Source organism: Streptomyces sp. NPDC048461 (assembly GCF_055587105.1).
On record NZ_JBVJGW010000013.1, the window covers coordinates 236890 to 248517 of the forward strand.

Below are 11628 nucleotides of genomic sequence, written 5' to 3' on the forward strand. Positions count from 1 at the left end.
GGGCGACCGCCGCCCGCGCGGCGGGGGGGGGCGGCCCCGCCCCCCCCCCCCGCCCCCCCCCCCCCCGCGCCGGCGGGGGGCGGGGGCGGCCCCCCCCCCCCCGGCCCCCCCCGGCGGTTCGGGGGTGTCCCCCGGGTCCGACCGGGGAGGCCGGCCGGTCAGACCCTGCCGCTGACCGGACGGCGGCGGCGCATCACGTGGACGCCGGCGCCGAGGGCCGCGGCGCCGACGAGGCCCGCACCCATGGCGGTCTCGGCGGCGGACGGGCCGAGGGATCCGCCGATGCCGCCCTGGGAGGGGCGGCCTTCGAGGATCGTGAAGCGGTGCGTGGCCACGAGGCTGCTGTCGTTGCACTTGACCGACAGCGTGTGGTGGCCCGGAGAGGCGTGGTTGAAGATCCGGACGGTGGCGAAGCCGATCGAACCGGCGGACAGGTTGGCCGGCGGAAAGTTGCCGTGCGACGTGACGGTACCGCCGTGTCCGCAGCCCGACGCGCTCACCTGCATCGTGGATCCCTGGTGTACGGAGTACGGGTTCACCGAGATGTTGCTCGGGCCGCCACCCCCGCCCTGAGGCGGGTTCGCAGAGGCGAGTGGGGCACTGAGGGCGACGACGGCACAGGCCGCCGCCGTCACGGCAAGAGCGCGGAAAGCACGCATGGTGGAACCTCCAGCGGGAAGCGCCCCGGAGCGTCGGCCCCGGATGATCGACGAGAACGCCTCCCACGACGAACCCTCGGTGCGGGCCGCAAGCTCCGCATTTCCGCCTTTGGGCCGCCCGGTTGAGCGACACGCCGACGAGCGGACCGCGGAACTGACGGATCCGCAGGTCACGACCCGTCAGGCATTTATGTGACGATTACCTGGATGGGCGCATCCCTTCCGGCCCCTTCGGAGCAGCGCCACCCGTTCGCCCCTCCCCTCTCGCCGTCCCGCCGACGCCGCCTTAGCGTGCGTGAAGCAGGGCGTACTGGGGCGGGACACGCACGCGGGTCGGGACCCCCGCGTCGGGAAGGGAGAACGATGGGCGAGGACGAGACCGGGCAGTCACGCAAACGCTCACCGTGGGGCGCGCTCGCCCTGGTCATGCTCACCGGCCTCGCCATGGTGCGGAACGGTGTGAACATCGACGACGGGCCGCCCCAGCCCACCGCGGCCTCGGCCGTCGCGGTGACGGCCGACCAACTGCCGGCGAACCCGCCGTCGCCACCCGCGGACATGGAGGTGCTGGAGCACTCGTCGGTGCAGCGCATCCGGATCCCCACGATCAGCGTGGACGCTCCGGTGATGACCGTGGGCCTGGACGCCGAGGGCTGGATCGACGCCCCGCCGCCGCAGGACCGGAACCTCGCGGGCTGGTACCTCAACGGCATCTCGCCGGGCCAGCGCGGCTCGTCGGTGATCGTGGGTCACGTGGACAACGCGCAGGGCCCGGCGGTCTTCTACGGCCTGGGGTCGGTCAAGCCGGGCAACCAGATCGAGGTGGAGCGCTACGACGGGCGCACGGCGGTCTTCGAGGTCTACGGCGTGGAGGTGTTCTCCAAGGACGCCTTCCCCGGATCCCGGGTGTACGGCGACACCGGGCACCCGGAGCTCCGGGTGATCACCTGCGGCGGCGGCTACTCGAAGGCGCGCGGATACGAGGGCAACGTGGTCGTCTTCGCCCGCATGGTCGAGGCCCGCTGAGGCGGGACCCGGGCGGCCGGTCGCACCGGCGCCCCCGCCCGGGCCCCCGTCACGGGCCGGGCGGGGGCGCCGTCGCGCAGCGGGCCTCTCAGCGCAGCTGCGCGGCGGGCAGCTCGGGAAGCGTCATCCGGTAGCCCCGTGCGAGGAGTTGGGGCAGGTAGGAGCTGATGGCCCGCACGCTCTGGGAGCGGTCGCCGCCCGCGTCGTGGGAGAGGACGACCACGCCGGGTGCGGCGCCCTTGAGGATCCGCGAGACGATCGCGGTCGTGCCCGGCTCGGTCCAGTCCAGACTGTCGACGGTCCAGGCCAGCGGCTCCATTCCCAGCTCGGCGCCGATCTCGAACGCGGCCCGGTTCCACGCCCCGTACGGGGCGCGGAACCACACCGGAGCCTCCCCCACGGCCCGCCGCACGACGTCGCTGGTGCGGCCGATCTCGGAGACGAGCGCGGGCCGGCTCAGCTTGGGGATGAGCGGGTGGGTCCAGGTGTGGTTGCCGATGACGTGCCCCTCGGCGACCATCCTGCGCAGCAGGTCCCGGTTCTCGTCCGCCATCTCCCCGCAGACGAAGAACACGGCGCGGACGCCGTACCGGGCGAGGACGTCGAGGATGCCCGGGGTGTAGCGGGGGTCGGGCCCGTCGTCGAAGGTGAGGACCATGGCGCTGGCCGTGCTCGGGCCGGTGGGGAGCGACTCGATGGGACGGGTCCGGACGGCCGGTTTCGCGGCGGGCGGCCGGGCGGGCGCCTCGGCGGTCATCGGGCGCAGCCGGTACGCCTTCTCGGGCAGTCCCCGGGAGAGCGCGCCGGGTGCTCCGGCGGCGGGGTTCGGCCCCGGTCCGGCCGCGGGTCCGGATCCGGGGGACGGCGTACCGGGCAGGCCCTCGCCGCCCGAGGTGACCAGTCCGGCGGCGGCAGCGACTCCGAGGAAGACGGCGGTACGCAGGAGCACGCGTCGCCCTACTGTCGGCTCGTCATTTTTCATTATTACTACGTATCAACGAGACGGCCGCGGATGTCGAGGGGCGCGGAGGCGACCGGTCGCCCTCACCCGCACGGACCAGCCGGGGCCGCCGCCGACGGGCTCGGACCCACCGCGGACGAGCGCCCGGCCGAGGCGTCCGGGCTCCGGTCAGCCGCGCCGCACCAGCGGGAACGGGAGCGTCTCGCGGATCGTCAGCCCCGTGAGGAACATGACGAGGCGGTCCACGCCGATGCCGAGACCGCCCGTCGGCGGCATCGCGTACTCCAGCGCGTCCAGGAAGTCGTTGTCGAGTTCCATCGCCTCGGGGTCGCCGCCGGCCGCCAGCAGGGACTGGGCGGTGAGCCGGCGCCGCTGCTCCACCGGATCGGTCAGCTCGGAGTAGGCGGTGCCCAGTTCGGTGCCGAACGCGACGAGGTCCCAGCGCTCCGCGAGCCGCGGGTCCTTGCGGTGCTGGCGGGTGAGCGGGGACACGTCCGTGGGGAAGTCCTTGTAGAAGGTGGGCAGCCCGGTCCTCTCCTCCACCAGCCGCTCGTACATCTCCAGCACCACGTCGCCCCGGGTGTTCTCGGGGGTGTGCGGGACCGAGGCCCGGTCGCAGAGCCGCCGCAGGACGTGTTCCTCCGTGTCGGCGTCGACCTCCTCGCCGAGGGCCTCGCTGATCGCCCCGTACATCGTCTTCACCGGCCAGGTGCCGGAGATGTCGTGCACGACGAGCTTGCCGTCCGGGCCCGCCTTGTGCGCGACGGGCGAGCCGAAGGCGGCGGTGGCCGCGCCCTGGATCAGCTCGCGGGTGAGGTCGAGCATGACGTCGTAGTCGGCGAAGGCCTGGTAGGCCTCCAGCATCGTGAACTCGGGGTTGTGCTTGTAGGAGACGCCCTCGTTGCGGAAGGTGCGGCCCATCTCGAAGACCTTCTCCATGCCGCCGACGCAGAGCCGCTTGAGGTACAGCTCGGGTGCGATGCGCAGGTACAGGTCGAGGTCGTAGGCGTTGATGTGGGTGCGGAAGGGGCGGGCGTTGGCGCCGCCGTGGATCTGCTGGAGCATCGGGGTCTCGACCTCCAGGTAGCCCCGTTCCAGCAGGCCCTGCCGCAGGGCCTGGACCGCGCTGGAGCGGGCCCGTACGACGTCGCGGGCCTCGGGGCTGGAGACGAGGTCGAGGTAGCGGCGCCGGACCCGGGCCTCGGGGTCGGCGAGGCCCTTGCGCTTGTCGGGCAGGGGGCGCAGGCACTTTCCGGTGAGCTGCCAGGAGCTGATCACGAGGGAGAGCTCGCCGCTCCTGCTGGCGCCGACCTCGCCGGTGGCGACCACGTGGTCGCCGAAGTCGACCTGGGAGGTGAAGGTGTCGAGCACCTCGCGGCCGGCCTCGTCGCGGGTCAGCATCAGCTGTACGTCCCCGGACCAGTCGCGCAGGACGGCGAAGACGACGCCGCCGAGGTCGCGTACGAGCATCACGCGTCCGGCGAGGGTGACCTGTTCGCCGGTGCGGGTGGCGGGCGGGTATCCGGGATGGGCGGCCTTGAGCTCGGCGACGGTGTGGGTGCGCCCGCGGACGCCCACCGGGTAGGGGTCGGTGCCCGTGGCCCGGATCCGCTCCAGCTTGTCGTGGCGGACGCGGACCTGCTCGGGCAGCCGCTCGGCCGGGACTGCCTCGGCGTCCTCGCCCACGGCGTCCAGGTTCATCGAGGCGATGGACGGCAGGCCCTCGGTGCTGGCGGGGTTGGTGAGGCCCTTGGGGTGTCCGTTGCCCCACAGGGTGCGCAGGCTGGGGACGGAGACGAAGCCCTCGGCGATGCCGGAGGCGAGGCTGACCCGGGCGAGCGAGCCGGCGTCCTGGTAGCAGAGGAACCGCGGGTACCACTCGGGGCCGTACTTGACGTTCGAGCGGTAGAGGGCCTCCAGCTGCCACCAGCGGGAGAAGAACAGGAGCAGCTTGCGCCACAGCTTCAGGACCGGGCCGGCGCCGATCCGGCCGCCCTCTTCGAAGGCCGAGCGGAAGACGGCGAAGTTCAGCGAGATCCGGCGTACGCCCAGGGCGGGGGCGGCCGCGCAGAGCTGGGCGACCATGAATTCCATGACCCCGTTGGGGGCGGAGCGGTCGCGGCGCATCAGGTCGAGGGAGATGCCGTCCTTGCCCCAGGGGACGAAGGACAGCAGGGCGATCAGCTCGCCCTGCGCGTCGAAGGCCTCGACGAGGAGGCAGTCTCCGTCGGCGGCGTCGCCGAGCCGGTCCAGGGCCATGGAGAAGCCGCGCTCGGTCTCGGTGTCCCGCCAGGTGTCGGCCCGGTCCACGATCATCTGCATCTCGTCCTCGGAGAGGGCGGAGTGGCGTCGGATGACGGTGGTGGCGCCGGTGCGCCGGACCCGGTTGACGGCCTGGCGGGTGACGCGCATGTCGCGGCCGTCGAGGTCGAAGTGGGCGACGTGCAGGATCGCCTCGTCGCCGAGCTGGAGGGCGCCGAGGCCGGAGCGGGCGTACGCGGTGGCCCCGTCCTCGGAGGCGCCCATGACGGCGGGCTGCCAGCCGTGGCGCCTGGCGACGTCCAGCCAGGCGTCGACGGCGGGGGTCCAGGCGGCGGGGTCGCCCACCGGGTCCCCGCTGGCGAGGCAGACGCCGGCCTCGACGCGGTAGGTCACGGCCGCCTTGCCGTTGGGGGCGAAGACGACGGCCTTGTCGCGCCGGGTGGCGAAGTAGCCGAGGGAGTCGGCCCGCCCGTACGCGCCGAGGAGGGCGCGGATGCGGGGCTCCTCGTCACCGTGCAGGGCGGCGGTGAGGCGCTGGGAGCGGAAGAGGGTGGTGGCGGCGTTCAGCAGGGCGAGGGCGCCGAAGAGGCCGAGGAGGAAGTAGATCGGGCGGGGCGGGCGCCCGTCGAACTGGCGGGCGGAGAAGAGCCCGCCGAAGACCTGCTTGGCGGCCCAGTCCAGCCACTGGCCCTTGGGCAGGGTGCCGGGGAACACGGCGACGAGGCCCCAGCCGACGAGGACGGCGGCGAGCAGCCCGAGTCCGAGCACGATCATGGCCCGCCACAGGGCGCCGGGCCGGACGGCGGCGTAGAACTCCTTGCGGGCGGCGATCAGCAGCACGAGCCCGGCGACGGCGATGGCCATGGACGGCACGCCGATCCAGTAGTCCCCGTCGGCCATGGCCACCACGTCGGCGAGGATCAGCAGCGCCAGATAGGTGACGACGATCCACCAGGCGACCTTCTTGCGGGTGCCCAGGGCGGCGGCGAGGAGGAAGAGGAAGACGGCGTACGCGAGGTTGGCGCTGACCGGGACGACGATCAGGTCGAGGAACCGCACGACGTGCCGCAGCAGCCGCCGCAGCATCGGGGAGAGCGCCAGCAGGGCACACAGCAGACCGAGCGTTCCGAAGAACGCGCCGAATCCGTCGGGCACCCGGTTCAGGAAGCGGTTCCGGGTTCCGCGCGTCTCCTCCACGGTGGCACTCATGGTTCGCACTGTAGGGAGGGCGGCGCCGGTCCGCGCGGCGAGCCCGATAGCCTCGGAGCGTGACGGAGCACGTGAACACGGGATTCGAACGCGGAACCGACGGACCCAAGGTGATCCTGGCCGGGGTCGACGGATCGGAGTCCTCGCTGCGGGCCGCGGCCTACGCGGCCGGACTGGCCCGGCGGCAGAACGCCCTGCTGGCGCTGGTGTACGTCCAGCCGGTGATGCCGGCCGGGGCCTCGATGGGCGCACCGGTGGCGGGTACGACCGGGGAGATCGCGGAGGGGCTGGTGGCCGAGATCCGGGACGCGGCGGAGCGGGTCAAGGGCGTCTACGACGTCCGCTGGGAGTTCCACACCTTCCACGGGGACCCGTACGCGGGCCTGGTGAGCGCGGCGGAGGAGCTGACGGCGGACGCGGTGGTCGTCGGCGTCTCGGAGCAGGCGGGCCACCGGTTCGTGGGTTCGGTGGCGATCCGCCTGGTCAGGGCGGGCCGCTGGCCGGTGACGGTCGTCCCGTAGCGCGCGGCCGTCGGAGCCCCCTCACCCGGCGGGGCTCCGGCGGACGGCACGGCCAGGGGGCGACGGCTCGCGGCGGACGGGCGGCGGACGGGTTGCGGGTGGCTACCGGCCCGCCTTCAGGCCGTCCTTCGCGGCACCGCGGCTGAGGACGGCCTCGGTGATCTCGTCCCGGGCGCTCTCGTAGTCGCTCCGGCCGGGATGTTCGGCCAGGCTCCGGGGGAGATTGACGACCCTGCCCCCGGGCAGGTCCATCATCTGCGGCACGAACTCGGCCGTCGTCACCTGCCAGCGCTGACCGGGCGCGGCCGGCGGGGCGAAGGTGAAGCGGCCGATCGAGCCGTAGTTCCCGCGCATGTCGCGGGCTCCGGAGGGGTTGAACATCTCGCCGGCGACCTGGTCGCCCATGCCGTAGACGATCCAGGTCCCGTTGACCTTCTCGTAGGGCTGCGGGATGTGCGCGTGCGTGCCGAGGATCATGTCGATGTCCGGGCGGCCGCCGGTCTGCGAGGCCGTCAGCGCCTTCCCGAGCGAGAGCTGCTGCGCGTCCGGCTCGGTCTCCCACTCGGTACCCCAGTGCAGGCTGACCAGGACCACGTCCGCGCCCGCCTTCCGGGCGGCCCGCGCGTCGGTGACGATCTTGTCCTGCTCCATCAGGTTGACCGCCCAGGGCCGTCCCTCGGGCAGCGGGTAGCCGTTGGTGTCGTAGGTGTACGCGAGGTGCGCGACCTTGGCCGAGCCCGCCTCGTAGAGGGTCGGCGTGGCCGCCTCGGTCGCCGTGCGGGCCGATCCGGCGTGCTTCAGGCCCACTTTGTCGAACCGGTCCAGGGTGCGGCGCAGCCCGTCGGCCCCGTCGTCCAGCGTGTGGTTGGACGCCGTGGAGCAGCCGTCGTACCCGGCGTCCTTGAGCGCGTCGGCGACCGCCGGCGGGGAGACGAAGGCCGGGTAGCCGCTGAACGGGCCCCCTTCCTCGCCGTAGATCGTCTCCATGTGGCACAGGGCCAGGTCGGCTGCCGACACCAGTGGTTTGACCTGGGAGAACATCGGCCTGAAGTCGTGCCCGTCACCGTCGGCGTCGTTCGCGGCCTGCCGGATGACCGAGGTGTGCGGCAGGACGTCCCCGCTCGCGACGAGGGTGAAGCCCCTGGCGGCGGGCGCCCCGGCGGCGCTGGAGTGCGTCGGTCCGGGGGAACCTCCGAGACGGGCGGGCGAGGAGTCCCCCGCGGCAGAGCAGCCGGCGGCGGCCGACAGGAGGAGGGCCGACAGGAGGGCGACGGTGTGCCGGGTGCGCGTGGTCATCGATCCCCGCTCTCATTAATACGACTATCCGATCACCTGCAATCCACAGAAAGAGACGACACAAGTCAAGGAACGGATCCGTCCGCACGACCGCACCCACTCCAATGGCGGCGGGGTGCGCCCCGTCCGGCCGTCGTCCCGCCGTCGTCCCGCCGTCGTCCCGCCGTCGTCCCGCTGTCGTCCGGCGTCGTCCGGCGTCGTCCGGCTGAAGTCCGACTGCCGTTCGCCGCGCCGTTCGACCGTTCACCGCCGGGCAGGGCCGCCCACCGGATCACCCGGGTGCTTGGGCGCACCGCCGGCGCCGGACGGTTCCCGGTCGGCCCGGTGCAGGTCAGGGTGGATGCAACGGCTCTGCACCCGTCCGCCGAGCACCCCGGAAGGAGCCCCCCGTGCCGCTCTCCCCCACCCTCCGGCGCACCCATCCCGAAGCCCTCGCCGAACTCCAGCGCGACCACGGGCGAGCCCTGTTCGGTTTCCTGCTCGGCCTCACCGCCGGGGACGCCCAGCGCGCCGAGGACCTCGTACAGGAGACGCTCGTACGGGTCTGGCAGCACCCGGAGGCGTTCGCGAGCGGCCACGAGTCGATGCGGCCCTGGCTGTTCACGGTGGCCAGGCGCCTCGCGATCGACGCCCGCCGGGCCCGCCTCTCGCGGCCCCAGGAGGTCGACGCCGAGGACCTGGAGCAGGCCCCCGCCCCCGAGGACGCGGTGGCCGGCTCGGTCACGGCGATCGACGTGCGCCGCGCCGTGGGGTCCCTCGGGCCGGAGCACCGCGCCGTGCTGATGCAGGTGTACTTCCGCGACCGCTCGGTGGCCGAGGCCGCCGCCGAGCTCGGGATCCCCGCCGGGACCGTCAAGTCCCGTACGCACTACGCCCTCCGGGCCCTGCGGAAGGACCTCCAGGGGTACGGGTACGGCCTCGGCGCCTGACCCGGCCGGCCCACGGCGACACGCGGCGAAGGAACCGGAAACGCCCCGAAATCAGACCGGACCGGACATGAAACGCATCGAATTCGGCATCAGACCGTGCAAGTTGAGTAAACATCCCCCGCTCCGCGAGCCCCTCGGGGAAGGCTCGGGGCTGACGACGGGACGCTCGACGCGCGGGAGAGGGTGGAACGGTGCAGCCCGAGGGTACGAACGGCACCAGTGACGGCGGGCTGGCGGTGCCCATGGCTTGGCTCTACGCCGAGTACATCGCGGACGAACTGCTGCGCACGGGGCGGCTGATCCCGGTCAGCACCCTGGAGTTCCGCGCCGGGCGGGACACGCTCGCGCTGACGATCTACCTCTCGGACGCGGCCGGCGAGCTCTCCGGGATCCGCGTGGTCTCGCAGCTCGACGAGTGGATGTCGCTGACGGCGTACGGGCACCCCTGGCGCGACTGGGTCCACACCAGGTTCCTCACCCTGGGCGAGGAGGCCCGTGACCGCGGTCGCGGCGAGGATCCGGACCTGGAGCTGGCCCGGGCGGCGTGGCGCTGGCTGGACCGCACCGAGCTGTTCGCCACCAACCTCGACCCCGGCCGGCCCGACCGGGGGGACGTCCCGCCGGAGCTGGACGAGAACGCGCGGATCTGGACCCCGGCCTGGCAACTCGGCCTCCCCCTCGGTCACCTGGCCATGCACCTGTTCTGATGCCGGGCCGCTCCGTGCGCACCTGCCGGCGGTCCACTGACAGGAGGTGTCAGGGAAGCAGCCGTAGCCTCCGGCCCATGAACGCCATCGTCGAACTCCGGCAGTACACCCTCCACCCGGGCGCCCGGGACACCCTGGTCGACCTCTTCGAGCGGGAATTCGTCACCGGGCAGGAAGCCGCCGGCATCACCGTGGGCGGCCGGTTCCGGGACCTGGACGACCCGGACCGCTTCGTCTGGCTCCGCAGCTTCCCGGACATGGCGCAGCGGGCACGCGCGCTGCGCGCCTTCTACGACGGCCCCGTCTGGCGGGCCCACCGCGACGCGGCCAACGCGACGATGATCGACTCGGACGACGTGCTCCTGCTGCGCGGACCCGGCTTCGCCGCCCCGGACACCACCGGACCCGTCACGGCGACCCTCTGCCACCCCCTGGACCCGGCCGCCTTCGCCGGACACGTCGAGCGGCACCTGCACCCCGCCCTGGCCGGCGCCGGAACCCCCGCGCAGGCGGTGCACCGCACCGAGCACGCGGAGAACACCTTCCCCGCCCTGCCTGTCCGGACCGGCGAGGACGTCCTGCTCTGGTTCACGGCGGAGCGGGCACCGCGCCTGCCGGACCTCTCGCCCCACCTCAGCCGTGCCCCGCGGCACCTGCGCCTGCAGCCCGTCGGGGAGCGGCGGGACGGGGCCTAGGCGTGTTGTCCCGGCACCGGGCTGACGCCGCCCGAAACCCCCGTCCTCGGGCGGCGTCAGCTCAGTGCCGGGACCGCGAGAGGCCCCGGTCGTCGGCGGGGGCTCCGGTCTACCGTCCCGCACCGGCCCTCCGGCGTCCACTCTGCCAAGTCCCGGAGCACCGGGCATTGGCCTGGCGTGCACAGTGTCTTGACGGAGAGTCGACCCGCCGCCCGCGCCCCGGGGCCCCGGCTCTTGTTGCGCGGGCCGCCACGGCCGGTGTAAACCCGTGATCATGCTGCCCGAGACAACGTTCCGCAGCGCGGAACTAGCGCCCGCCGACCGTTTCGAGAACTGGCGGGCCCTGATGTCGCAGACGCACGCGCCCATGGAGATGCGCAGTGACTACGCCGCCGACTTCTGGGTGAACCAGCGCGTCATCTCGCTCGGCGGGATCGCGGTCTATCCGATGGAATGCCGTCCCCTGACCTTCGTGCGCACGCCGAAGCTGATAGCGAGGTCGGACCCCGAGGCGTTCCACCTCTCGCTGATCAAGCGCGGGGCGGGAGCGGTCACCCTGGGCAAGGACACCGTGGTGCACGGTGTGTTCGACATCCACACCAGTGACACGTCACGGCCGTTCGAGATCAGTTCCGGCCCGCATTCCGTCGAGATCATCGGGGTCGAGGTACCCAAGGCGTTGCTGCCGCTGCCCCCTCACACCGCGGGCCGGGTCATCGGCAAGCGCATCTCGGCCCGGGAGGGAATGGGGGCCCTGCTGGCCACCTTCCTCGACCAGGTGACCAAGGACAGCCGGTCCTACCGGCCGGCCGAGGGCCCGCGCCTGAGCGGCGTACTGGCCGATCTCGTCGCCTCGCTCTTCGCCGGCGTCCTCGAAGCGGACCGGTCCTTGTCCCCGGAGACGCACCGGCGCACCCTGGCGCTCCGCGTGATGGCCTTCATCCGGGACAACGCCGACGATCCGCTGCTGGACGTCCCCGCGATCGCCGCCGCCCACCACATCTCCGTCAGCTACCTCCACCGGGTGTTCCAGCAGGAGGGGGACGGGGCAACGGTCGCGGCCTTCCTCCAGGGCCGGCGGCTCGCACGGGCACGCCAGGACCTGACGGACCCTCTGCACCAGGAGGTTCCCGTGCACGTCATCGGCGCCCGGCGGGGCTTCCGGCACGCGTCCGCGTTCAGCCGGGCGTTCCGCGAGGCCTACGGCCTGCCGCCCGCCGCCTTCCGCGGACAGGCCCGAGCGGGCGACCCTGCGGGTCAATACACCCCCTAGGTGTATTGACCCGCAGGGTTGTTTACGCGGCTGATGGGCGGCTTGCCGTCGAGTGCGGTGTGGCAGCGGTGGTGGTTGTAGGTGTGGAGG

General features: G+C 73.0%; 10 protein-coding genes. 6 read left to right on the top strand and 4 right to left on the bottom strand.

Annotation, left to right across the window (positions count from 1 at the left end; genetic code table 11):
* Positions 1–158: 158 nt before the first annotated feature.
* Positions 159–659, bottom strand: coding sequence for a hypothetical protein (locus ACZ6S8_RS23535; RefSeq protein ID WP_469458712.1), 501 nt, complete (start codon positions 657–659; stop codon positions 159–161).
* 363 nt (positions 660–1022) lie between these two features.
* Here ACZ6S8_RS23535 and ACZ6S8_RS23540 point away from each other — a divergent pair, with 363 nt between their 5' ends.
* Positions 1023–1685: a class F sortase gene (locus tag ACZ6S8_RS23540; protein WP_469458713.1), complete on the top strand. Its 663-nt coding sequence runs from the start codon at positions 1023–1025 to the stop codon at positions 1683–1685.
* Between the two features lie 88 nt (positions 1686–1773).
* Here ACZ6S8_RS23540 and ACZ6S8_RS23545 read toward each other — a convergent pair whose 3' ends face one another.
* Both ACZ6S8_RS23545 and lysX read right to left on the bottom strand, forming a co-directional pair.
* Positions 1774–2667, bottom strand: coding sequence for a polysaccharide deacetylase family protein (locus tag ACZ6S8_RS23545; RefSeq protein WP_469458715.1), 894 nt, complete (start codon positions 2665–2667; stop codon positions 1774–1776).
* 147 nt (positions 2668–2814) lie between these two features.
* Positions 2815–6117, bottom strand: coding sequence for a bifunctional lysylphosphatidylglycerol synthetase/lysine--tRNA ligase LysX (lysX, locus tag ACZ6S8_RS23550; RefSeq protein ID WP_469458717.1), 3303 nt, complete (start codon positions 6115–6117; stop codon positions 2815–2817).
* A 59-nt stretch (positions 6118–6176) separates the two neighbouring features.
* Between lysX and ACZ6S8_RS23555 the strand changes: the two genes are divergently transcribed.
* Positions 6177–6638: a universal stress protein gene (locus ACZ6S8_RS23555; RefSeq protein ID WP_469458719.1), complete on the top strand. Its 462-nt coding sequence runs from the start codon at positions 6177–6179 to the stop codon at positions 6636–6638.
* Between the two features lie 102 nt (positions 6639–6740).
* Here the strand turns inward: ACZ6S8_RS23555 and ACZ6S8_RS23560 are convergent, their stop codons facing one another.
* Positions 6741–7934, bottom strand: coding sequence for a CapA family protein (locus ACZ6S8_RS23560; RefSeq protein WP_469458721.1), 1194 nt, complete (start codon positions 7932–7934; stop codon positions 6741–6743).
* 389 nt (positions 7935–8323) lie between these two features.
* On the opposite strand from ACZ6S8_RS23560, the gene ACZ6S8_RS23565 reads away from it, so the two are divergent.
* The 4 genes from ACZ6S8_RS23565 (at position 8324) to ACZ6S8_RS23580 (ending at position 11538) form a co-directional block, all read left to right on the top strand.
* On the top strand, positions 8324–8863 hold the full coding sequence (locus ACZ6S8_RS23565; RefSeq protein ID WP_267840174.1) for a sigma-70 family RNA polymerase sigma factor: 540 nt from the start codon (positions 8324–8326) through the stop codon (positions 8861–8863).
* A gap of 242 nt (positions 8864–9105) precedes the next feature.
* A complete protein-coding gene (locus ACZ6S8_RS23570; RefSeq protein WP_469458738.1) occupies positions 9106–9570 on the top strand; it encodes a hypothetical protein in 465 nt (154 codons plus the stop codon).
* Between the two features lie 77 nt (positions 9571–9647).
* Positions 9648–10265 carry an NIPSNAP family protein gene (locus ACZ6S8_RS23575; RefSeq protein ID WP_469458723.1) on the top strand — a complete coding sequence of 206 codons (618 nt, stop codon included), beginning with the start codon at positions 9648–9650 and terminating at the stop codon, positions 10263–10265.
* 274 nt (positions 10266–10539) lie between these two features.
* The gene (locus ACZ6S8_RS23580; RefSeq protein ID WP_469458725.1) at positions 10540–11538 is read left to right on the top strand and encodes an AraC family transcriptional regulator; all 999 of its coding nucleotides are present in this window, start codon (positions 10540–10542) and stop codon (positions 11536–11538) included.
* Positions 11539–11628 lie beyond the last annotated feature (90 nt).

Coding starts and splice junctions, on each gene's coding strand:
- ACZ6S8_RS23535 (WP_469458712.1), bottom strand. CDS start 659: ATGCGTGCTTTCCGCGCTCTTGCCGTGACGGCGGCGGCCTGTGCCGTC.
- ACZ6S8_RS23580 (WP_469458725.1), top strand. CDS start 10,540: ATGCTGCCCGAGACAACGTTCCGCAGCGCGGAACTAGCGCCCGCCGAC.
- ACZ6S8_RS23540 (WP_469458713.1), top strand. CDS start 1,023: ATGGGCGAGGACGAGACCGGGCAGTCACGCAAACGCTCACCGTGGGGC.
- ACZ6S8_RS23560 (WP_469458721.1), bottom strand. CDS start 7,934: ATGACCACGCGCACCCGGCACACCGTCGCCCTCCTGTCGGCCCTCCTC.
- ACZ6S8_RS23545 (WP_469458715.1), bottom strand. CDS start 2,667: ATGAAAAATGACGAGCCGACAGTAGGGCGACGCGTGCTCCTGCGTACC.
- ACZ6S8_RS23570 (WP_469458738.1), top strand. CDS start 9,106: ATGGCTTGGCTCTACGCCGAGTACATCGCGGACGAACTGCTGCGCACG.
- ACZ6S8_RS23575 (WP_469458723.1), top strand. CDS start 9,648: ATGAACGCCATCGTCGAACTCCGGCAGTACACCCTCCACCCGGGCGCC.
- lysX (WP_469458717.1), bottom strand. CDS start 6,117: ATGAGTGCCACCGTGGAGGAGACGCGCGGAACCCGGAACCGCTTCCTG.